Source organism: Lysobacter sp. Root983 (assembly GCF_001429345.1).
Taxonomy (GTDB): domain Bacteria; phylum Pseudomonadota; class Gammaproteobacteria; order Xanthomonadales; family Xanthomonadaceae; genus Lysobacter.
In genome coordinates this window covers 749510-770705 of record NZ_LMJO01000016.1, presented here as the reverse complement: position 1 = coordinate 770705, position 21196 = coordinate 749510, and the positions used below count along the sequence as shown (strand labels likewise).

17 protein-coding genes are annotated in these 21196 nt (G+C 69.2%); 8 read left to right on the top strand and 9 right to left on the bottom strand.

Annotation, left to right across the window (positions count from 1 at the left end; translation table 11 throughout):
• Positions 1-187: 187 nt before the first annotated feature.
• The 3 genes from folB (at position 188) to ASE43_RS15600 (ending at position 2085) form a co-directional block, all read left to right on the top strand.
• A complete protein-coding gene (gene folB, locus ASE43_RS15610; RefSeq protein ID WP_056181119.1) occupies positions 188-547 on the top strand; it encodes a dihydroneopterin aldolase in 360 nt (119 codons plus the stop codon).
• A 58-nt stretch (positions 548-605) separates the two neighbouring features.
• Positions 606-1094 carry a 2-amino-4-hydroxy-6-hydroxymethyldihydropteridine diphosphokinase gene (gene folK, locus ASE43_RS15605; protein ID WP_056181115.1) on the top strand — a complete coding sequence of 163 codons (489 nt, stop codon included), beginning with the start codon at positions 606-608 and terminating at the stop codon, positions 1092-1094.
• A 160-nt stretch (positions 1095-1254) separates the two neighbouring features.
• A complete protein-coding gene (locus tag ASE43_RS15600; protein ID WP_056181112.1) occupies positions 1255-2085 on the top strand; it encodes a DUF6159 family protein in 831 nt (276 codons plus the stop codon).
• A gap of 510 nt (positions 2086-2595) precedes the next feature.
• On the opposite strand, the gene ASE43_RS15595 is transcribed toward ASE43_RS15600, so the two are convergent.
• The gene (locus ASE43_RS15595; RefSeq protein ID WP_057161091.1) at positions 2596-3348 is read right to left on the bottom strand and encodes a pteridine reductase; all 753 of its coding nucleotides are present in this window, start codon (positions 3346-3348) and stop codon (positions 2596-2598) included.
• A 130-nt stretch (positions 3349-3478) separates the two neighbouring features.
• On the opposite strand from ASE43_RS15595, the gene ASE43_RS15590 reads away from it, so the two are divergent.
• From ASE43_RS15590 to ASE43_RS15580, 3 genes are all read left to right on the top strand, one after another.
• Entirely contained in the window at positions 3479-4693 is a 1215-nt protein-coding gene (locus ASE43_RS15590) for an SAM-dependent methyltransferase (protein WP_057161090.1), read from the top strand.
• A complete protein-coding gene (locus ASE43_RS15585) occupies positions 4690-5130 on the top strand; it encodes a VanZ family protein (protein WP_157489487.1) in 441 nt (146 codons plus the stop codon). The genes ASE43_RS15590 and ASE43_RS15585 overlap by 4 nt, the downstream gene beginning before the upstream one ends.
• Positions 5131-5260: 130 nt before the next feature.
• Positions 5261-7774 carry a TonB-dependent receptor gene (locus tag ASE43_RS15580; protein WP_082576584.1) on the top strand — a complete coding sequence of 838 codons (2514 nt, stop codon included), beginning with the start codon at positions 5261-5263 and terminating at the stop codon, positions 7772-7774.
• Positions 7775-8232: 458 nt separating this feature from the next.
• On the opposite strand, the gene ASE43_RS15575 is transcribed toward ASE43_RS15580, so the two are convergent.
• From ASE43_RS15575 to ASE43_RS15560, 4 genes are all read right to left on the bottom strand, one after another.
• Positions 8233-9453, bottom strand: coding sequence for a multifunctional CCA addition/repair protein (locus tag ASE43_RS15575; protein WP_057161089.1), 1221 nt, complete (start codon positions 9451-9453; stop codon positions 8233-8235).
• 24 nt (positions 9454-9477) lie between these two features.
• The gene (locus ASE43_RS15570; RefSeq protein WP_056181099.1) at positions 9478-9855 is read right to left on the bottom strand and encodes a PH domain-containing protein; all 378 of its coding nucleotides are present in this window, start codon (positions 9853-9855) and stop codon (positions 9478-9480) included.
• Between the two features lie 500 nt (positions 9856-10355).
• On the bottom strand, positions 10356-11276 hold the full coding sequence (locus tag ASE43_RS22170; protein ID WP_056181331.1) for a complex I NDUFA9 subunit family protein: 921 nt from the start codon (positions 11274-11276) through the stop codon (positions 10356-10358).
• Entirely contained in the window at positions 11273-13294 is a 2022-nt protein-coding gene (locus ASE43_RS15560) for a lytic transglycosylase domain-containing protein (protein WP_082607316.1), read from the bottom strand. Before ASE43_RS15560 ends, ASE43_RS22170 begins: the two co-directional genes overlap by 4 nt.
• Before the next feature lie 176 nt (positions 13295-13470).
• Between ASE43_RS15560 and ASE43_RS15555 the strand changes: the two genes are divergently transcribed.
• Together ASE43_RS15555 and ASE43_RS15550 are read left to right on the top strand one after the other, a co-directional pair.
• On the top strand, positions 13471-14271 hold the full coding sequence (locus ASE43_RS15555; RefSeq protein ID WP_235567251.1) for a sulfite exporter TauE/SafE family protein: 801 nt from the start codon (positions 13471-13473) through the stop codon (positions 14269-14271).
• Positions 14272-14604: 333 nt separating this feature from the next.
• Positions 14605-17502 (top strand): TonB-dependent receptor, encoded by a 2898-nt coding sequence (locus ASE43_RS15550; RefSeq protein ID WP_056181093.1) that lies wholly within the window; start codon positions 14605-14607, stop codon positions 17500-17502.
• 373 nt (positions 17503-17875) lie between these two features.
• On the opposite strand, the gene ASE43_RS15545 is transcribed toward ASE43_RS15550, so the two are convergent.
• The 4 genes from ASE43_RS15545 to ASE43_RS15530 all read right to left on the bottom strand — a co-directional run bounded on the left by ASE43_RS15545 (position 17876) and on the right by ASE43_RS15530 (position 21170).
• Entirely contained in the window at positions 17876-18331 is a 456-nt protein-coding gene (locus ASE43_RS15545) for a cupin domain-containing protein (protein WP_082607315.1), read from the bottom strand.
• 21 nt (positions 18332-18352) lie between these two features.
• The gene (kduD, locus tag ASE43_RS15540) at positions 18353-19111 is read right to left on the bottom strand and encodes a 2-dehydro-3-deoxy-D-gluconate 5-dehydrogenase KduD (RefSeq protein ID WP_057161086.1); all 759 of its coding nucleotides are present in this window, start codon (positions 19109-19111) and stop codon (positions 18353-18355) included.
• 10 nt (positions 19112-19121) lie between these two features.
• Complete coding sequence (gene kduI, locus ASE43_RS15535; RefSeq protein ID WP_057161085.1) at positions 19122-19967, bottom strand: 5-dehydro-4-deoxy-D-glucuronate isomerase; 846 nt, start codon at positions 19965-19967, stop codon at positions 19122-19124.
• A gap of 174 nt (positions 19968-20141) precedes the next feature.
• Positions 20142-21170 carry a LacI family DNA-binding transcriptional regulator gene (locus tag ASE43_RS15530; RefSeq protein WP_057161157.1) on the bottom strand — a complete coding sequence of 343 codons (1029 nt, stop codon included), beginning with the start codon at positions 21168-21170 and terminating at the stop codon, positions 20142-20144.
• Positions 21171-21196: the final 26 nt, after the last annotated feature.

The window sequence follows — 21196 nt, the reverse complement described above, 5'->3', positions numbered from 1 at the left end:
TTCGCTTGCCTTGTCGGTTCGCCACCATCGGCGCTTGCGCTAAAGTCACTGGATTCCCGTCCGGCCGAAGGCCGACCTGTCCTGAGCTAGTCGTTGGGCGGGGATGACGGTACTGGAGCGGCGAGGCGGTTCATGCTGCGGCGCTCCTCAACGATTCCCTATTTCCGATTCCCTATTCCCGGCGCTTATGGACCACGTCTTCATCGAAGGCCTCGAGATCGAGGCGCTGATCGGCATCTACGACTGGGAGCGGCGCATCCGCCAGCCGCTGGTGTTCGACCTGGAAATGTCGTTCGACAACCGCATCCCGGCCGCGAGCGACGCGATCGAGGACACCTTGAACTACAAGGCGGTCAGCAAACGCATCATCGAGTACGTGTCGCAGTCCGACTTCGGCCTGGTCGAAACCCTGGCCGAGCGTGTGGCGGCCATCGTGATCGAGGAGTTCGGCGTGCGCCGGGTCAGGCTCAAGCTCAGCAAGCCCGGCGCGGTGCGCGGCGCGCGCGCGGTCGGTGTGTCGATCGTGCGCGAGCGCGCCGGCGGCTGAGCCGCGGCGCCACTTCCTCTTTCCGCCCCGCCGCCGGCCGGGCGTACCGGATACAGCGATGGGTAAGGCTTACCTCAGTCTCGGCAGCAACCTCGATGCCGCGACCCACCTGCGCGGCGCGATCGCCGCATTGCGCGAGCGCTTCGGCGAGGTGGTGCTGTCGCCGGTCTACCGCACGCGCGCGGTCGGCTTCGACGGCGCCGATTTCTACAACAGCGCCGCCATCGTCGACAGCGAGCTCGAACCACAAGACCTCAACGACTGGCTGCACGCCCTGGAAGACCGCCACGGCCGCGACCGCAGCGGGCCGCGCTACAGCGACCGCACCCTGGACATCGACCTGGTGCTCTACGACCAGCGCGTGCTCGAAGGCCCGGGCAACCTGCGCATCCCGCGCCCGGAACTCAAGCACGCCTTCGTGCTGCGCCCGCTGGCGGACATCGCGCCGGAGGTGGTGGTGCCGGGCGTCGGCCGCAGCCTGGGCGAGCTGTGGCGCGAGCATCCGGATTACGCGCAGCCGGCGGTGGTGGCCGACATCGGCGACTGAGCGGCGCGCCGAAGCGCGCTCGCCGGCGGTCACATTCTTCGCCTCGCCCGGGTCTGTATCGGGGAGCGAGCGCGCCGCCGGTCGGCGCAGGCTCGCCAGCGCTTGCGATGCGCCGGGTTTGGCCTGAGCATGCGTCCATTCATCCAAGGGGGATCGCACGATGTTCGAAAAGTTTTCGCGTAGCTGGGGCCTGGTCAAGGCGAGCGCGGGCGTGTTGCGCTCGGACAAGGAACTGATGCTGTTCCCGGTCCTGTCCGGCGCGGCCACGCTGTTGGTGCTGGCGACCTTCCTGGTGCCGATGTTCGCGCTGCGCCTGTTCGAGAACGGCGTTGGCGTGGGCGGGATCGTGTTCGGTTTCCTGTTCTATTTTTGCCAGTACAGCGTGATCATCTTCTTCAACTGCGCCCTGGTCGGCGCGGCCATGATCCGCCTCGACGGCGGCGACCCGACCCTGCGCGACGGCTTCGACGCGGCCAAGTCGCGCCTGCCCTCGATCCTAGGCTACGCCGCGATCGCCGCGACGGTGGGTCTGATCCTGCAGTCGCTGAAGGACCGCGACAACAACTTCATCGTGCGCATGATCGGCTCCGGCCTGGGCGCGGCCTGGACCCTGGCCACCTTCATGGTGGTGCCGGTGCTGGTGAGCCAGAACGTGGGCCCGATCGACGCGCTCAAGCGCAGCATCGGCCTGCTCAAGCAGACCTGGGGCGAGAACGCGATCGGCAACGTCGGCATCGGCGCGGCGTTCGGCCTGATCACCTTCGCGGTGATCGCGGTGGGCGCGCTGCTGGCCTTCGCGGCGGCGCAGGTCTCGGTCGCTCTGGCGATCGCGGTGGGCGCGGTGTTCCTGATCGCGGTGCTGCTGCTGGGCGTGTACCAGGCCGCGCTGAGCGGCATCTACTCGGCCGCGCTGTACCGCTATGCGACCGAGGGCGAAGCGCCGGAGGCGTTCCGCGCGCTGGAGCTGCAGTCGGCGTTTCAGGCCAAGTAATGGGCCTATAGCCTCTCTCTCGCTGGCGGGAGAGAGGCTGGGGTGAGGGCCGCCGCGGGMGTGTGGCTCCACCTTCAGTCGCTGCCCTCATCCGCCCTTCGGGCACCTTCTCCCGCAAGCGGGAGAAGGGAAATGCGAAGAAGGGCGTGAGGATAGCCCCTCTCCCGCTGGCGGGAGAGRGGYTGGGGTGAGGGCCGCCGCGGGCGTGTGGCTCCGCCTTCAGTCGTTGCCCTCATCCGCCCTTCGGGCACCTTCTCAGCCTTGCACTCCCTTCGGTCGCCGCAAGCGGGAGAAGGGAAGTGCGAAGAAGGGCGTGAGGATAGCCCCTCTCCCGCTGGCGGGAGAGGGGTTGGGGTGAGGGCCGCCGCGGGCGTATAGCTCCAACCTCAGTCGCTGCCCTCATCCGCCCTTCGGGCACCTTCTCAGCCTTGCACTCCCTTCGGTCGCCGCAAGCGGGAGAAGGGAGTGCGAAGAAGGGCGTGAAGAATGGAGAGTCGAAGGCTTTGCGCCTCACTCCCCCAGCAAGCGCCCGCCATCCACCCGCAGTACCTGCCCGGTGGTATAGCGCGCCTCGCGCAACAGCCAGCGCACCGCTTCGGCGATTTCCTCGGCGCTGCCGGTGCGGCCCAGCGGCGTGCGCGCCAGCATCGCCGCCTTGGCCGCCTCGTCCTTGGCGCCCTCGGCTTCCGGCCACAGGATCGCGCCTGGCGCGACCGCGTTCACTCGCACCTCCGGCGCCAGCTCCAGCGCGAGCGCGCGCGTGGCCATGACCAGCGCGGCCTTGGCCATGCAATACAGGCTGTGATCGCGCAGCGGGCGCTCGGCGTAGATGTCGGCCAGGTTCACGATCGCGCCGCGCGCGGCCTTCAGGTGCGGCGCCGCGGCCTGCGCCAGGAAGAACGGCGCGCGTGCGTTGCTGGCGAACATCGCGTCCCATTGCGCGGGCGTGGCGCTGCCGATCGGCGTGGGCGCGAAGCCCGAGGCGTTGTTGACCAGGGCGTCGAGCCGGCCGTAACGGCCGACGGTGCGCGCGATCAGTTCCGGCAGGCGGTCGAATTCGGCCAGGTCGGCCTGCAGCGTCAGCGTGCTGCCCGGCCGTGCGGCTTCGAGCTCGGCCGCGAGCGCGGCCATGGCCTCGCCCGAGCCGCGGTAGTGCAGGGCCAGGTCGTAGCCGTCGGCATGCAGCGCGCGCGCGATCGCGGCGCCGATGCGCTTGGCGCTGCCGGTGATCAGGGCGACGGGTGCGGCGGGAGTGGCGGGCATGGCGTGTCTAGGGCCTCAGTAACGAGTGCAGAGTAACGAGTAACTGGTGAATAGCGGTGGCTCCACTCGTTACTCGTTACTCTGCACGCGTTCCTTATACTGCAGGCCGCCCGCCGCGCCTCCGCCCGCTATGTCCGATCCCACCCCGAACGACCCCCGCCGCGAAGCCGCGACACTGCCCGCGCCGGGGCAGGACGCGCTGGAGCACAGCGCGCGCCTGGAGGCGTTGATCCGCGAGCAGATCGGGGTCAACGAGGGCGCGATCCCGTTTTCGCGTTACATGGAGCTGGCCCTGTACGCGCCTGGCCTGGGCTATTACAGCGCAGGCGCGCGCAAGTTCGGCGACGACGGCGATTTCGTGACCGCGCCCGAGATCGGGCCGGTGTTCGCCGCCTGCGTGGCCGAGGCGGTCGCGCCGGTGCTGCGCCAGATCGGGCCGAGCGCGCGCATGCTCGAGTTGGGCGGCGGTACCGGCGCCTTCGCCGAGGTCGCGATCAAGCGCCTGCTGGAACTGGACGCATTGCCCGATCGCTACGCCATCCTCGAACCCAGCGCCGAGCTGCGCCATCGCCAGCGCGAACGCCTGCAGCAACGCCTGACGCCGCCGCTGTTCGAGTTGGTGGAATGGCTGGACGGACCGTTTCCGGAAGACTGGGACGGCGTGCTGTTCGCCAACGAGGTCATCGACGCCCTGCCGACGCCGCGCTTCGCGATCCGCAACGGCGAGGTCTATGAGGAAAACATCGTGATCGACGGCGACGGTTTCGCGCGCGAACTGCGCGAGGCCGACGCCTTCCTCGGTAACGCCGTACGCCAGGTCGAACGCCGGCTGGGGCGGGAGTTCGAAGAGGGCTACCGCTCCGAGCTGCTGCCGCAGCTGCCGTACTGGATCCAGGCGGTGTCCGGCGGCATGCGCGCGGGCGCGATGCTGTTCGTCGATTACGGCTACGCGCGCGCCGAGTACTACGCGCCCGAGCGCAGCGACGGCACCCTGCGCGCGTTCTACCGCCATCGCATGCATCACGATCCGCTGCTGTGGCCGGGCCTGCAGGACATCACCGCCTCGGTGGACTTCACCGCTCTGGCCGAGGCCGGGGTCGCCGCCGGTTTCGACTTCGCCGGATACTGCTCGCAGGCCAGCTTCCTGCTCGGCAACGGCCTGGCCGGCGTGCTCGAACGCATCGACGCGATCGCCGATCCGGCCGAACGCCAACGTCGCCACAACGAGATCAAGCGCCTGACCCTGCCTAGCGAAATGGGCGAACGTTTCCAGGTCATGGGCTTCGAGAAGGACGTTGAATTCGGCGTGGCGTTTCTGGCCGGCGATCTGAGCCACCGCCTGTGAGGGCGCGCGCGGGCGACGCAGCCAAGGGGCCGTGGCTGCGTCCGTTCCATACCCCGCGGCGCTGGCTGGCCCTGGGCGCGGCGGGCGTGCTGGCGGTGATCGCGGTGTCCCTGCTGCCGGCGGGCGATCTGCCGCCGTCGCCGTTCGCCGGCTCCGACAAGGTCGGTCATTTCCTCACCTACGCCGCGCTGTCGGCCTACGCCGGCATGCTGTTCGCGCGCATGCGCCCGCAGGCATTGAGCGCGGCCGCCCTGATCGTGCTCGGAGTGGCCCTGGAATACGCCCAAGCTGCGCTCACCGACAGCCGCATGGGCGACAGCCGCGACGCCCTCGCCAACGCCCTGGGCGCCTTGGCCGGGTTGGCCTCGGCTTCGACCCCGCTTGCGCACGTTTTGCAGCGCATGGACGCACGCCTCGCCAATATTCGTTCGTCATAATGTGACAAGTGCCGCAAAGCCAAAGTCGGCACAGTCACGCGACGTATTGCGCAAAGGTTAAGAACTTGTGAATCTCGGGCCGGACTTCCGGGAAGTCCGTCCCCCGAACCTTATTCGCAAGGAAACGACCATGTCCGCAGTGCACCGCAACCGATTGGCGCTGGCCGTGGCCGCCGCCATGGCCGCCAGCGCCATCGCCCCCGTCTACGCCCAAACCGCAGCGCCGGCTCCCGCTGAGGACACCGCCACCACGCTGGACACCGTCCAGGTCACCGGCTCGCGCGTGCGCGGCCGTACCGCCGAGGACACCGCCGCGCCGGTCGACGTGATCGGCCGCGAAGAAATCAACGCCACCGGCGCGCTCGAGGTCGGCCAGATCCTGCAGATGCTGGAGCCCTCGTTCAACTTCTCGCGCACCTTCGTCAGCGACGGCACCGACATCCTGCGCCCGGCCACGCTGCGCGCGCTGGGTCCGGACCAGGTGCTGGTGCTGGTCAACGGCAAGCGCCGTCATCAGCAGGCGCTGGTCAACGTGCAGCAGACCATCGGCCGCGGCTCGGCCGGTACCGACATCAACGCGATCCCGGTCTCGGCGATCGAGCGCATCGAAGTGCTGCGCGACGGCGCCGCCGCCCAGTACGGTTCGGATGCGATCGCGGGCGTGATCAACATCATCCTCAAGCGCCAGACCGACCACACCGAGCTGTCGATCGAGGGCTCGCAGTACTACGCCGGCGACGGCGAGATGCTGCACGGTTCGGTCAACACCGGCTTCAAGCTCGGCGCCGACGGCTTCATCAACCTCTCGGCCGAAGCGCGCAACCGCAACGAGACCAACCGCGCCGGCCCCGACAGCCTGCGCACCAATCCGCCGCGCGTGACCCAGCGCCTGGGCGACGCCGACGCCAAGGACTACTACCTGTGGCTCAACGCCGGCCTGCCGGTGGGCAAGGGCGAGCTGTACTGGTTCGGCGGCATCTCGCGGCGCGAAGGCGATTCCTCCGGCTTCTTCCGCAGCGCCGGCGACAACCGCACGGTGCCGGCGCTGTACCCCAACGGCTTCCTGCCCAACATCCTGACCACGGTCGACGACGCCTCGCTGGCGGTGGGCTACAAGGCGCCGATCGGCGAGAACTGGGATTGGGATGTCTCGATCAACCACGGCCGCAGCAAGTTCGGCTTCGAAGAGGCCAACTCGGTCAACGTGAGCTGGTGGTACGAACCGCGCGATCCGGCCAACCCGGCCGCAGGCATCTACGCCGCCTCGCCGACCACCGCCAAGACCGGCACGCTCAAGTACGACCAGACCACGTTCAATCTGGATTTCCGCGGCAGCGTCGACGGCTTCAACGACAACCGCCTGTACCTGGCCACCGGTTTCGAATGGCGCCAGGACAACTACGCGATCGAAGCCGGCGACCCGGTCTCGTACATGTACGGCCGCACCAACAACCCGGCCATCGTCATTCGCGGCCAGACCGGCGACATCGCGGCGGGCGGCATCCAGGGCTTCCCCGGCTTCACCCCGGGCACCGAGGTCGACGAAGGCCGCCACAGCATGGCGCTGTACTTCGACGCCGAGACCAACCTGAGCGAGCGCTTCCTGCTTGGCGGCGCGGTGCGCTTCGAGGACTACTCCGACTTCGGCAACACCACCACCGGCAAGCTGTCGGCGCGCTTCAACGCGACCGAAACCTTCGCCGTGCGCGGCACCCTGTCCACCGGCTTCCGCGCGCCGGGCGTGCAGCAGCAGTACTACAACCAGGTCTCGACCAACCTCAACCCCGACGGCACCCTCACCGACACCCTGACCGCGCGTCAGGACAGCGCGGTCACCCGCGCGCTGGGCGTGGCGCCGCTGAAGGAAGAGACCTCGCGCAGCGGCTCGGTGGGCATGGTGTTCAAGCCCAACGAGCGCTTCTCGCTGAGCGCCGACCTGTTCCGCATCGACATCGACGACCGCATCATCTTCTCCGGCGTGATCGCGCCCGAGTCGGTCGGCACCGATGGCCAGCCCTGCACGGCCAACAACAGCAACTGCCCGATCGCCGGCGCGCTGGCGCCGTTCCGGGTCGGTCAGGCGCAGTTCTTCACCAACGCCATCGACACCCGCACCACCGGCCTGGACATCGTCGCCAACCACAACACCGAGTTCGCCAGCGGCAGCAACCTGACCCTGACCGCGCTGGTGCACTTCAACAAGACCGAGGTGCGCGAGATCCATTCGAACTCGCCGATCCTGGCCCCGGGTCAGCTGTTCGACGCCGCCCAGATCACCCTGGTCGAGCGCGGCCAGCCGCGCGCGCACCACGTGTTGCAGAGCGTGTACGAAACCGGCCCATGGACGATCACCGGCCGCGCCAACTACTACGGTTCGGTCACCGGCGAGTTCTTCGCGCCGGAACAGACCTGGGGCGGCAAGACCCTGTTCGACCTGGCGGTGCGCTACTCGTTCACCGACGACCTGCACCTGACCGTCGGCGGCAACAACATCTTCGACCAGTACCCGGACAAGTGGTCGGTCGGCGCCGACAACCCGGGCGTGAACCCGTTCCCGTCGCTGGGCTTCAAGTACGGCTGGGAAACCATGCCGTTCGGCATGAACGGCGGCAGCTACTACGTGCGCCTGGACTATCGCTTCTGATTCGCTACACCGATGGAGTGGTAGGAACGCCGGGCGGCCGCGAGGCCGCCCGGCGTTTCGTTTTTTGGGGCTGGGCTGGCATGGCCGCTCCCGTGGAAAGCGGAGTCGGCAGGGCGCGGTGGAAACGGCGCGAGCCGCGACTCGGTGTTCGGCGTGCGTTGTTGGTTTCGTCGTGGGTGCGATTTCGCGGTCGCGGCTTGCGCCGCTCCTACAGGCAGTGATCGGAAGAGACGTGGGTAGGGGCGAGCGATGTTCGGCGTGCGATGCGCGTGCGCTGTGGGAGCGGCGTAAGCCGCGATTGGGCTGCGGCGATGACGCGAGTTTCGCGACGAGTGCGGGGCATTCATCGCGGCTTACGCCGCTCCCACAGAAAACAGAAAGCAGAGTTGGCAGGGCCGGGTAGGAGCGGCGGGGGCGGCGTTACCTAGTGGTAGCGCCAGGGTAGGCGGCGAACCGGCCTACTTGCCGTTCACGACGGCGATCGCGGCGATACGCGCGCGGCGCAGGGCTTCGCCGACTTCGGGGCCGCTGCGGCCCGCGGCGATGTCGGAGGCGCGCACCGCGAGCGCGGCGTCCAGGGCGTCGCGCAGGCGCTGCCCTTGTGGGTATTCGACCTCGGACAGGCCGGTGCGGCCGCGCTTGTCGGCTTCGCAGACCAGGCTCAGGCGGCGCACGCGCTCGGGTTGGCGGAAACCGTCGCAGCGCGCGATCAGCTCGTACACCGTGGCCGCGCGCAGTTCGTCGTAGCGATGCACGTTGAGATGCTCGCGGCAGGCGGCTTCGGCGAGCTGGCGATATTCGGTCGGCACCTTCAGGCGCTCGTTGAGCGCGCGCAAGGGCTCCAGCCCCGCACGCTCGTGACCGTGATGCTTGGGCAGCGCCTCGCTCGGCGTCAGCGCCTTGCCCAGATCGTGGGTGAGCGCGGCATAGCCGATCAGATCGTCGCCCGGCGCCAGCCGCGCGGCCATGTCGCAGACCAGCTCGGTATGCAGGCCGCTGTCGACCTCGGGGTGGTACTGCGCGGGCTGCGGCACGCCGTACAACGCGTCCACTTCCGGCAGCACCGCGCCCAGCGCGCCGGCCGCGCGCAGGGTGTGCAGGAAGGCCGAGGGCCGTTCGCTGGCGAGCGCGCGCCGCAGTTCCTGCCACACGCGTTCGGGCACCAGTTCGGCGAGCTCGCCGGACTCGGCCATGTGCCGCATCAAGGCGGTGGTTTCGGGCGCGACACTGAAGCCCAGGGCGGCGAAGCGCGCCATGAAACGCGCCGCGCGCAGCACCCGCAGCGGATCCTCGACGAAGGCCGGGCCGACGTGGCGCAGCACGCGCGCTTCCAGATCGCGCGCGCCGCCGTAGGGGTCGACCAGCGCGCCGTCCTCGTCCTGGGCGATGGCGTTGATGGTGAAGTCGCGCCGGCCCAGGTCTTCCTCCAGCGACACCGACGGGTCGGCGTCCACGACGAAGCCGCGATAGCCGCGCCCGGATTTGCGTTCGGTGCGCGCGAGTGCGTATTCCTCGCCGGTGTCCGGATGCAGGAACACCGGGAAGTCGCGCCCGACCGGCTTGTAGCCGGCTTCGAGCATCGCCTGCGCAGTGGCGCCGACCACCACGTAGTCGCGATCGCCCGGCGTCCGTCCGAGCAGGCGATCGCGGACCGCGCCGCCGACCAGATAGGTCTTCATCTCATCGCCGCCGAACGCGCGCGTTCAGCGCGGCGAGTTCTGCGCCAGCAGCGCGATGATGTCCTCGGCGCCGCTGCTGCGGCCGAGGTGGCGCACGATCGGCGCCGGCTGGCCCGAGACCCAGACCCGCAGTTCGGATTCGAGATCGAAATGGCCGGCGGTTTCCAGCGAGAACATCACGATGCTGCGATAGGGCAGGCTGAGGAACTCGGTCTTGCGGCCGGTCACGCCCTGCTTGTCGACCAGGATCAGGCGCCGGTCGGTGAACACGATCAGGTCGCGGATCTCGCCGAACGCGCGCTGCACGGTCTCGCCGGGCGCGAGCAGGGGCATGAAGTCTTCGGCGATCTTGTCGACCGGCTTGTCGCCGGCGTGGCCGAGCAGGGTGTCGAGCAGGCCCATGGCGGCGTTCCTGTGTGGGGTGAACACCGATGCTAAGGCTTGTTGGGCGATGGGGCGAGTGGCGCGACGTGGCGGAGGCCATGGTGGCCTTCTCTTTTGCTCGTCATTTCCGCCTGCGCGGGAATGACGAGCAAAGATGCCGGCGTCGCCGGCCGTAGGATGCGGTAAGCCGCAGGCGCACCGCATCGAACGTCGCTACGGCTACCGTGTCGATGCGGTTGTCACCGCATCCTACAAAGCCCGGACAGTCGCTGCGTACCGCGCTTCAGGCCGTAGGATGCGGTAAGCCACAGACGCACCGCATCGAACCTCGCTACGGCTACCGTGTCGATGCGGTTGTCACCGCATCCTACAAAGCCCGGACATTCGCTGCGGGCCGCACTTCAGGCCGTGGGATGCGGTAAGCCGCAGGCGCACCGCATCGAACGTCGCTACGGCTACCGCGTCGATGCGATTGCCACCGCGTCCTGCAGTCCGGCTGTTCGCTGCGCAGCGCGGCCTCAGTCGGCCGCCGGCTCCAAGCCGAGGATCTCGCGCAGACGCGGTGCCACCGGCGTCGCGGCGATGCCGAGCTTGGGCAGGCCGTTGTCGGCGCTGACCGAGTCGGTCTGCAGCGAACGCCAGTTGTCGCGGCTGATCGGCTTGCCCGGCAGGTGTTCGCCGATGCCGGCCTGCAGGCGGCCCAAGGCCTGCGGCAACGGGATCACCGCGCGCAGGCGGCCGCGCGCGCGGGCGGTCAGGCGCACCAGCTCGGCCAGGGTGTAGACGTCGGGGCCGACCAGGTCGTAGCTGTGGCCGATGCTGCCGCCGTCGGCGAGCGCGCGTGCATAGGCCTGGACCACGTCGCCCACCCAGACCGGTTGGAAGCGCGCCTCGGCGCGGCCGATCGGCAGCGCCGGCGCGAAACGCAGCAACTGGTCGAAGCGGCAGAACAGGCCGTCGCCGGGGCCGGCGATGACCGAGGGCCGGAACAGGGTCCAGTCCAGGCCGGACGCGCGCACGCGCTGCTCGGCACGGCCGCGCGCCTGCAGGTAATGGCTGTCGCCGCTGCCGGCACCGAGCGCGCTCATCTGCAGCAGGCGGCGCACGCCCATCTCGCGCATGGCTTCGATCAGGGACTCGAGCTGGCCCACGTACACGCGTTCGAAGCCGCTGCCGTCGTCGCCGCGTTCGTTGAGGATGCCGATCAGGTTGACCACCGCGTCGGCGTCGTCGAGCACCGCGCGCAGGAAACCCGCGTCGTGCACGTCGCCCTCGATCAGGCTGGAGTCGCGCGGCAGCAGCGCGCGCTTGGCCGGATCGCCGCCGCGGCTGAGCACGGTCAGGCGATGGCCGTCGCGCAACAGGCGCGCGACCAGGCGCCGGCCGACGAAGCCGGTGCCGCCGAGCACGACGACGTGGCGCCGCGCCGCGGTGTTCACGGCGACTTGGCCGCCGGCGCGGCGGCCAGCGGACACACGAAACGCTTGCGCGGCGCGTCGATGCGGCCGCGCATGCGGTCGGTCATGTTCATCGCGTCGCCGTTGAGGCGCCAGTCGTAGATCACGCTGAAGGCCAGCACGCGCGCCACGTACTCGCGCGTTTCCTTGTAGCTGATGGTCTCGATCCAGAAGTCCGCGTCCATGCCCGGGCGCTGCGACTGCCAGCGCGCCAGCGGCGCCGGGCCGGCGTTGTAGCCGGCCATGGCGAAGTAGGGCTGGCCGCCGTACTTGTCCAGCAGCTCGCGCAGGTAGGCGGTGCCGAGGATGATGTTGGTGTCGGAGTCGTACAGCGTGGCCGCGCCGCCCCAGGGCAGGCCCAGGCGCTTGGACACGTTGGCGCCGGTGGCCGGCACCACCTGCATCAGGCCCATGGCGTTGGCGCCGGAGCGGGCGTTGGGATCGAACACGCTCTCGGCGCGGATCTCGGCCGCGACCCAGGCCGGGTCGAGGTTGTTCTTGGCCGACTCGCGCCGGATCGTGGCGTCGTGGTGCAGCGGGAAGCGCAGGTTGTACAGGCGCAGCTCTTCGGGATTGCCCTTGCCCAGCGAGAACACCGCGCGGTCGAACCAGCCGTGGCTCTGCGCGACTTCGACCGCGATGCGGCGCTGGTCGTTGTCGAAACGCGACAGCGCATCGTCCCACTCGCGCACCGCCCAGGATTTGCGCTCGATCTTGTACAAGCCCATCGCGCGCAGCACCGCCGGATCGCGCGCGATCGTCGCCTTGGCGGCGGCGCTGTCGTTGGGGATCAGCGGGCACAGCGCGTAGGGCTGGCCGATGCGGTCGGCGGCGAGGAAGCCGTGGAACTCGGGCTTGCGCGCGGCCTCGCGGTACAGGCGGTCGGCGCCGGCCTTGTCGCCGGCGCGTTCGGTCAGGCGCGCCTCGAAATACTGCCAACGCGAGTCGCCGCGCTGCTTGGCGCCCATCTTGCGGATCGCGGCCAGCGCGCCGGCCCAATCCGAGCGCGCCATCGCCTCGCGCGCGCGCCACTCGTGCAGGCGTTCGTCGTAGGACACGGCAGGCACGGCATTGAGGCGCTGGGCGGACTCGGGCCCGTACGAGGCCACCGTCCACAGCGCGGTCTGGTACAGCACGCGGCCGCGGTCTTCGTCGCTGAAGCCCAGCGCGCTGGCGTACTTGGGCAGTTGCGCTTCGGCCGCGGCCGGTGCCGACTTGCCCAGGCGCGCCAGGCCGTAGGAGGCCATGCGTCGGCTGCGTTCGGTCTTGGGCCAGCTCAGCGCGCGCTCGTTGACGCCATCGATGAAGGCGGCGTAATCGTTGGCCTGGGCCTGTTGATCGGCGGGCAGGCCGCGCGCGGCGCTGCGCATCACCGCCGTCAGCCCTTCCGCGGCGGCGGCGTCGATGCGCTGCCAGCGCAGGGTATCGTCGAGCCCGCCCTGGGCCGCGAGCAGCGCCATCGGCGCGTCGCATTCGTTGGGCAGGGCCTTGCCGCTGGCGCTCCATACCGCCTGCGCGTCGCGCGTCCATTGCGCGTCGGCGCGGCGCAGGGCCTGGCGCGCGCTGAGTTCGGCGCAGCGCAGCGCGGTGTTCTTGACCAGTTCGGGCTTCCAGGCCGCAAGGAAGGCCGGCCAGTCCTCGCGGCGTGCGCTGGCGGCCAGCCAGATCTCGCGGAAGGCGCCGCCGGCGGCCTGGTCGCCGTAGCGGGCGAGGAAGTTTTGCGCCTGCGCGTTGGACAGCGAATCGATATTGCGGCGCAGGCCGGCGTACTCGATCCAGCCGTACAGCGGATGGCGGGCGAGATCGGCGTATTGGGCGGCATCGAAGCTGCCGTTTTCGGCGGCTTCGAGCGCGGTGCGCACGCGCGGCAGCAGCGGATCGGCGATGGGCGCGGGCACGCTGGCGACGGCCGGCGGCGCGGCCGTGGTCTGCGCGCAGGCGGCGGTGGCGAGGGTGGCCGCGAGCGCGGCGAACAACAGGGGGAGAGGGCGTGGGAGCATGAGCCGGACTATAGCCCAGCGACGATGAATCTCCGGCGTGAAGGCGACCCGTCGGGCAGGCGCGCGTCGTAGGATGTGACGAGCGCAACGCGAATCGCGACGCGCATCGCTCGCCTCGCGACGATGCGGTTCGCCGGCGGCTGCCGCATCCTACTCAAGCAACGCAAGGAGACGCCGTGACGATCGCTTGGCTGGTATTTCTGCTACTCGGAGCGGTCGCCGGCGTGCTCGCCGGATTGCTCGGCGTCGGCGGCGGTCTGGTGCTGGTCGCGGCGCTGTCGTGGCTGGCGCCCTGGGTCGGCGTGCCGCAGGAAGCGGCGATGCACACCGCGCTGGCCAGTTCGCTGGCCAGCATCGTATTGACCGCGGCAGCGTCGGCGCGCGCGCATGCCAAGCGCGGCAGCGTGCTTTGGCCGACCGTGGCCTGGATGGTGCCGGGCCTGCTGATCGGCGGCTGGTTCGGCAGCATGGTCGCGGTGCGCATCGACGACGATCTGCTGCGCTACATCGTCGCCGGCTACTGCCTGATCGCCGCCGCGCAGCTGCTGTTCGGCAAGAACCGCGCGGCCGTGGCCGACCACGAGCCGCCGCCGCGCGGGGTGGCCATGAGCGCGGCCGGGGTCGGCATCGGCGCGGTTTCGGCGGTGGTCGGGATCGGTGGCGGCAGCATGACCGTGCCCCTGCTGGTCTGGCGCGGGATCGCGCCGGTGCGCGCGGTCGGCACCTCCTCGGCCTGCGGGGTCGCGATCGGCCTGGCCTCGGCGGTGGGCTACGCCCTGCACGCCCCGCCCGGGGCCCTGCCGCACCACGCGATCGGCTACGTCTACCTGCCGGCCGCGATCGGCGTGGCGATCGCCTCGGTGCTGGCCGCGCCCTACGGCACACGATTGGCACACCGATTGAGTGGTGCGACCCTGAAGCGGGTGTTCGCGGCCTTCCTGGTGGTGGTGGCGGTGAGCCTGCTGCTGGGCGGCTGAGCCGCGATTCGCGGGCCGGGCGGTGGGTGGGCGCGGGGGGCCGGCGCCCGCCGGAACAGGCAGGGCCGCGCCCGAGGCGGTGGGCCGTGGGAGCGGCCCTGGCGCTCGTCTGATCGCCAGCTGAACATGTAACTGATTGATTTTTATTAAATCGACTGCCTGAACGGGCGGCCTAGCGGTGTCCTGCGTCGCGAAATCGGCAATTCGCGGCGACACAGGGTACTTTGCCGCTTGTGGCGGATTCACGAATTGTTTACAACCTCGTGACGCCAGGGAACAGGGGCCCGGCGCCCAAAACAAAACACAGCCACGTCTTAACTTAGGGAGAGAGAGATGAAGCCGTTGCGCCGCCAGTCCTTGGCGAAAGCCATCCAGTTGTCGTTGCTGATCAGCCTGCCCGGCCTCGCCGCCGCACAGGACGCCGCCCCCGCCCCCTCGGCCACTACCTTGGACACGGTGACGGTCACGGGTACCCGCATCAAACAGACCAACGCGGTCACCGCCCAGCCGGTGTTCGTGCTCGATCGCCAGAAGCTCGAGAAGACCGGCGTGCAGACCGTCGGCGAAGTGCTGCAGCAGCTCACCGCCGGCGGCAAGGCGCTCAACGCCAAGTTCAACTCCTCGGGCAACTTCGGCTATCCGCCGGACGGCGGCGGCATCGGCGCCGGCTCGGCCCAGGTCGACCTGCGCAACCTCGGTTCGCAGCGCGTGCTGGTGCTGGTCGACGGCATCCGCTGGGTCAACGAATCCTCCGCATCGGGCGTCAGCGGCAGCGCCGACGTCAACACCATCCCGCTGGCGATCGTCGAGCGCATCGAAGTGCTGGAAGACGGCGCCTCGGCGATCTACGGCTCCGACGCCATCGCGGGCGTGGTCAACATCATCACCCGTCGCAAGCTGGACGGCGCCGAAGTCCACGCCTATTTCGGCCAGTGGGGCGACGGCGGCGACACCACCGAAGCCAGCATGACTCTGGGCGGCGCCGGCGAGCGCTGGTCGGCCGTGTTCGGCGCCAGCTACTTCGAACAGAAGGCGATCAGCTCCGGCAGCTGGAAGCAGTCGTCCGAGCCGGTACCCGGCGGCGGTCTGGCCGCGGGCAGCTCGGGCATTCCGCAGGGCCGCTTCACCTTCTGCGATCCCAGCCGTCCGGTCACCGGCGTCGGCGGTTGCGACGCGGCGGGCGACAACTGGTACGACATCACCCTCAATAACGGCACCACCGTGCCGGTGTTCGATCCGAACAACCCCAACGGCGGCACCTACCACGGCTTCAGCGGCGCCGACCGCTTCAACTTCGCGCCGTTCAACCTGCTGCTGACCCCGAGCAAGCGCAAGGCGCTGTTCACCAGCCTCAACTACGACCTGACCGAAAACACCCGGTTGCACGTGAAGGCGCTGTACAACAACCGCACCTCGACCAACCAGGCCGCGCCGGAACCGATCTTCGTCGGTCCCTTCGCCGGCACCGGCGGCATCGCCGACACGGTGATCGTGCACGCCAACAATCCGTACAACCCGTTCGGCATCACCCTGGACCCGGCCACCAACTTCGGTTGGGTGACCAAGCGCCCGATCGAGGTCGGCCCGCGCATCTTCGAGCAGGACGTCGACACCACTTACTTCAACATCGGCCTGGACGGCGTGTTCGATATCGGCGAGCGCGGCTTCGGCTGGGACGCCAACTACGTGCACTCGGAGAACAAGGCCGAGCAGACCTTCCGCAACGGCTACAACGTCGCCAAGATCAAGCTCGCCCTGGGCGATCCGGCGGTGTGCGCGGCGGTGCCGGGCTGCGTGCCGCTGGACCTGTTCGGCGGTCAGGCGCGTCCGATGACGCAGGCCATGATCGACTGGATCCGCACCAAGCAGATCGACTCGAGCAAGCAGGTGCTGGACCTGTTCTCGGCCAACATCACCGGCGATCTGTTCGACATCGGCGATCGCGCCGCCGGCTTTGCGGCCGGCGTCGAGCACCGCCGTTACCGCGGCGAGTTCAACCCCGATCCGCTGCGTCAGACCGGCGAATCGCAGGACTCGTTCGCCGCGCCGGTGAACGCCAACTACGACGTCAGCGAAATCTATACCGAGTTCAACTTCCCGGTGTTGTCGACCTTGGACATCACCGCTGCGATCCGCTACTCGGACTACTCGACCTTCGGTGGCGCCACCACCGGCAAGGCCGGTTTCCGCTGGCAGCCGATCGAGGACCTGGTGATCCGCGGTACCTACTCGCAGGGCTTCCGCGCCCCCAACCTGGGCGAGCTGTACGGCCTGACCCAGTTCGGCGCCAGCCTGGTCGACCCCTGCGGTCCGACCGGCGGCGGCGGCCCGGCCCCGCAGTACGTGGCCGGCTGTAACGCGCAGGGCGTGCCGCCCGGCTTCGAGCAGGCCAACACCCAGATCACCACCTTCACCGGCGGTAATCCGAACCTGGATCCGGAAGAGTCCGACAGCTACACCGTCGGCCTGGTCTACAGCCCGAGCTGGGCCGAAGGCCTGTCGTGGTCGAGCAAGCTCGACCTCGAGCTGAACTACTACCACCACAAGATCGACGGCGCGATCCAGGCGCGCGATCTGCAGGCGTTGCTCAACGCGTGCTTGGCCAGCGGCGGTACCACCCCGTCGGTGTGCTCGCCGTTCTCGCGCGCGGCCAGCGGCAACCTCAACCCGCCCAACAACTTCCTCAGCAACCTGGGTAGCGTCAAGACCGACGGCGTCGACATCAAGGTCAACTGGGCCAGCCCGGATTGGAGCTGGGGCCGTCTGACCGCGGGTCTGCAGTCGACCTTCGTCAACGACTACAAGGCGGTGGACATCGACGGCAACGTCTCCCAGCGCAAGGTCGGCGTGGAAGTGGCCGACAGCGCGATTCCGGAGTGGCAGACCAACCTGCAGTTGGGTTGGAACAAGGGCGACTTCGACGCCAGCTGGAACGTGCGCTACATCGCCTCGGTCGACGAGGATTGCGGCAACTCGGTCTACGCCGGTCCCAAGCCGGGCTGCTTGAACCCGCAGAACGTCAACACCCTGGGTTCGGTGACCTATCACGACATCCAGTTCGGCTGGAAGAACGCGTTCACGCTGGAAGGCCTGAAGCTGTCGGCCGGCGCCAACAACGTGTTCGGCAAGGACCCGCCGGTGTGCGTGACCTGCTCGCTCAACGGTTACGACGCGGGCACCTACGACCTGCCGGGCACCTTCTGGTACGTCAGCGCCGATTACCGTTTCTGATTCAACGTTCGACTTAGTAACGCGACGGCCGGCGATGCGAATCGCCGGCCGTTTCGTTTGTGGGGAGCGACCTCGTACACGTAGTCCCAAGGCTTGCAGGGCTGGGATGCCGGCGCTCTATCGCTGTGGGAGCGGCGTAAGCCGCGATAAGCGCACGGCCATGACGATGCTTACGCCGCGAGCGCGCGGCCGCATCGCGGCTTACGCCGCTCCCACAGAAAGCGGGAGGCCGCCTGCTCCCTGTAGGAGCGGCACACGCCGCGACCCGGAATTCGGCGTGCGCCGTTGGTTTCGTCGTAGCCGCGGCTTCGCGGTCGCGGCGTGTGCCGCTCCTACAGGGCCGCGGGGCCAGCTACTTCACGGCATGGGGCGATCAGCAACCGGCGGGCTGGACGCGGCGGTAGACCACCACGATCACCAGATCCTGCTCGCCTAGCTGTTTCAAGCCGTGCGTGCTGCCCTTGCGGGTCAGGATGGCGTCGCCGGGGCCGACTTCGCGGCGGGCCTCGTCCAGCATCAGTTCGCCGCGGCCACTGAGCACGTAATAGATCTCGTCCTTGTCGTTGCGGTGCTCGCCGATGCTGGCGCCGCGATGCAGCGCGCGCTGGCGGAACACCAGGTCGAAATCCGCGGCCTGCTCGAAGAAGGGATAGGCGGTGGTGCGGCCCTGGCCTTCATGCGGGCCGGGCTGCTCCACGGCCAGATCGCGAGCCTGTTCGACATAGGAGCCGCTGCGTGGCGCGCAAGCTGGCGATGCCGCCTGCGCAACGCCGACGCACCAGGCGAACGCGAGCAGGCAAACGAGTTGCGACCAGCGTTGCTTCCTCATGCCGACACCCTCCGCTAACGCTCAGCGCGCGAGCCAGCCGCCATCGACGGGCAGGATCGCGCCGTGCACGTAGTCGGCCGCGCGACTGGCCAGAAACACCGCGGCGCCGCCAAGATCGGAGGGATCGCCCCAACGTCCGGCCGGAATCCGCGCCAGGATCTCGCGGTTGCGGCCCTCGTCGGCGCGCAGCTGGGCGGTGTTGTCGGTGGCCATGTAGCCGGGCGCGATCGCATTGACGTTGACGCCCTTGCCGGCCCATTCGTTGGCGAGCAGACGGGTGATGCCGGCCAGGCCGGATTTGCTGGCGGTATACGAGGGCACGCGGATGCCGCCCTGGAACGACAGCATCGAGGCGATGTTGATGATCTTGCCGCCGCCGGCCGCGATCATGCGCCGGCCCACCGCCTGGGCCAGGAAGAACGCGCTCTTGAGATTGACGTCGATCACCGCATCCCAATCGGCCTCGCTGAAATCGACCGCGTCGGCGCGCCGGATCAGACCGGCGTTGTTGACCAGGATGTCGACCGAACCGAGTTGCGCGACCGATTCCTCGACGATGCCCGCGATCGGCGCCAGCGTCGACAGATCGGCTTCGATCGCGTGGAAGCGCCGGCCCAGCGCGCGCACGTGGCGGCCGGTGTCGGTGGCCGCGCCGGTGCTGACCGCGACGATGTCGGCGCCGGCCGCGGCCAGCGCCAGGGCCAGCCCTTGGCCGAGGCCGCGATTGCCGCCGGTGACCAGGGCGACGCGACCGCTGAGATCGAACGGCGAAACGTTCATGCGCGCGGCCTCACTTGAGTTGGCACAGATCGAGCTGGTGCATGTCGGTGTAGTCCAGGTTCTCGCCGCCCATGGCCCAGATGAAGCAGTAATTGCGCGTGCCCGAGCCCATGTGGATCGACCACGGCGGCGACACCACGGCCTCGTCGTTGCGGATCACCAGGTGGCGCATGTCGGCCGGTTCGCCCATGAAGTGCATCACGCTCTGGTCGCCGAGATCGAAATAGAAATAGACCTCGGAGCGACGGTCGTGCAGATGCGGCGGCATGGTGTTCCAGACGCTGCCGGTCTTGAGCACGGTCAGGCCCAGCAGCAGCTGGCAGGACTGGCAGGTGGCCGGCACGATGTACTGGTAGATGGTGCGTTCGTTCGAGGTCTCCAGCGCGCCGCGTTCCAGCGGCACCGCCTTGTCGATCGAGATGTGCACGGTCTCGTAGCGCGCGTGCGCGGGCGTGGAGGCCAGGTAGAACTTGGCCGGGTGCGTGGCGTCGTCGGAGGCGAACTCGACCTGGGCGCTGCCCATCGGCACGTACAGGCCGTCCTTGGGCTGCAGCGCATACGCCTGGCCGTCGACGGTGACCGTACCGGCGCCCGCGCCGACGTTGACCACGCCCAGCTCGCGCCGGGCCAGGAAGGGCTGGCCGGCGGCCGAGGCCGGTTCGGCCTGCGCCGGCAGCGCCACCGGCGCGCCCACGGGCGCGGCGCCGCCGATCACGAAGCGCTCGTTGTGCGAGTAGTTGAGACGGACTTCGCCGGGCGCGAACAGCTCGCCGATCAGGTAGCGGTCGCGCAATTGCTCGTTGCTGGCCCCGGCCATCATGTCGGGATGGGTGGCGTGGTAGGTCTTGCGGAACATCGGGCCTCCGGAAAGCGCATGCCTGCGTTGCCGCCCGCGGCGGCTGATCCGGGGATCATAACGGGGTTTTGGTAACCGGTGTCAAAATGCCGTACACGAAGCCCCGGGCATGCGCGGGCGGCCGCGTCGTAACGCGATTCGGAAGCTGGATTCGGGCCGCCCGCCGGCGGCGGGTCAGGCCGGCGGGCGCTGGCTGGAGTCGCGCACCACCAGGTGCGGGGTGACCGAGACCGGCTCGGCGGGGGCGTCGCCGTCCTCGGGTTCCGGCGCCAACAGCATCTGCGCGGCCTGGCGGCCGAGGTCGCGGATCGGCGAGTGGATGGTGCTCAGGGCCGGCCACAGTTGGGTCGCCAGCGGGCTGTCGTCGTAGCCCACCACCGACAGATCGGCCGGAATCGACAGGCCGCGTCGCATCGCGGCCTTGTACACGCCAGCGGCCATCTCGTCGTTGCAGGCGAAGATGGCGGTCGGGCGCGGCGACTTCGCCAGCAAGTACTCGGCGCCGGCGACGCCGGACTCGAAGGTGTAGCCGCCCTCGAACACGTAGTCCTCGGCCAGCTCGATGCCGCGCTGGGACAGGCCGTGGCGGAAGCCGCCGCCGCGTTCGATCGAGGAGCGGTAGCGGCGCGGGCCGGTGATCAGGCCGAGCTGCCGATGGCCCAGCGACTGCAGGTAGTTGGCGGCTTCGACGCCGGCCAGGCGGTCCTGGGTGTGCAGCATGTTGGCCGGCTCGTCCAGCGGGATCGAGGCGATGCGCACGTAGCGCACGTCGATTTCGCGCAGGGCCGCGGCCAGCTGGTCGTCCTCGGATACGCGCGGAATCAGGATCACGCCGTGCAGCTTCTGCTGCAGCGCGAAGCGGCGGATGCCGTCGATGTAGTCTTCGCGATGGCTGTCGCAGGGGTGCACGACCAGCTCGTAGCCGGAATCGCGCAGGGCGTCGAGCGCGCCGTACTGCATGTTGACGATGTACTGCGCGGTCGGGTTGTCGTAGACCAGCCCGATCAGGAACGAGCGCCGAAACGCCAGCCCGCGCGCCTGCGGATCGGGCGCGTAGCCCAGCTGTTTCATCAGCGACTGAATCTTCTCGCGCGTGTCCGGGCGCACCAGCGGCGAGTTGTTGATCACCCGCGACACCGTCTTCTTCGACACCGCCGCCAGGCGCGCGATGTCGTTGATGGTGGCCTTGCCCGGTGCCGGCATCCGCGGCGACGCGGCCTCGCCTGCGG

Bases quoted from the DNA above. Each gene is read 5' to 3' on its own strand.
- folB (WP_056181119.1), top strand. From the start codon at position 188: ATGGACCACGTCTTCATCGAAGGCCTCGAGATCGAGGCGCTGATCGGC.
- folK (WP_056181115.1), top strand. From the start codon at position 606: ATGGGTAAGGCTTACCTCAGTCTCGGCAGCAACCTCGATGCCGCGACC.
- ASE43_RS15600 (WP_056181112.1), top strand. From the start codon at position 1,255: ATGTTCGAAAAGTTTTCGCGTAGCTGGGGCCTGGTCAAGGCGAGCGCG.
- ASE43_RS15595 (WP_057161091.1), bottom strand. From the start codon at position 3,348: ATGCCCGCCACTCCCGCCGCACCCGTCGCCCTGATCACCGGCAGCGCC.
- ASE43_RS15590 (WP_057161090.1), top strand. From the start codon at position 3,479: ATGTCCGATCCCACCCCGAACGACCCCCGCCGCGAAGCCGCGACACTG.
- ASE43_RS15580 (WP_082576584.1), top strand. From the start codon at position 5,261: ATGTCCGCAGTGCACCGCAACCGATTGGCGCTGGCCGTGGCCGCCGCC.
- ASE43_RS15575 (WP_057161089.1), bottom strand. From the start codon at position 9,453: ATGAAGACCTATCTGGTCGGCGGCGCGGTCCGCGATCGCCTGCTCGGA.
- ASE43_RS15570 (WP_056181099.1), bottom strand. From the start codon at position 9,855: ATGGGCCTGCTCGACACCCTGCTCGGCCACGCCGGCGACAAGCCGGTC.
- ASE43_RS15560 (WP_082607316.1), bottom strand. From the start codon at position 13,294: ATGCTCCCACGCCCTCTCCCCCTGTTGTTCGCCGCGCTCGCGGCCACC.
- ASE43_RS15550 (WP_056181093.1), top strand. From the start codon at position 14,605: ATGAAGCCGTTGCGCCGCCAGTCCTTGGCGAAAGCCATCCAGTTGTCG.
- ASE43_RS15545 (WP_082607315.1), bottom strand. From the start codon at position 18,331: ATGAGGAAGCAACGCTGGTCGCAACTCGTTTGCCTGCTCGCGTTCGCC.
- kduD (WP_057161086.1), bottom strand. From the start codon at position 19,111: ATGAACGTTTCGCCGTTCGATCTCAGCGGTCGCGTCGCCCTGGTCACC.
- kduI (WP_057161085.1), bottom strand. From the start codon at position 19,967: ATGTTCCGCAAGACCTACCACGCCACCCATCCCGACATGATGGCCGGG.
- ASE43_RS15530 (WP_057161157.1), bottom strand. From the start codon at position 21,170: ATGCCGGCACCGGGCAAGGCCACCATCAACGACATCGCGCGCCTGGCG.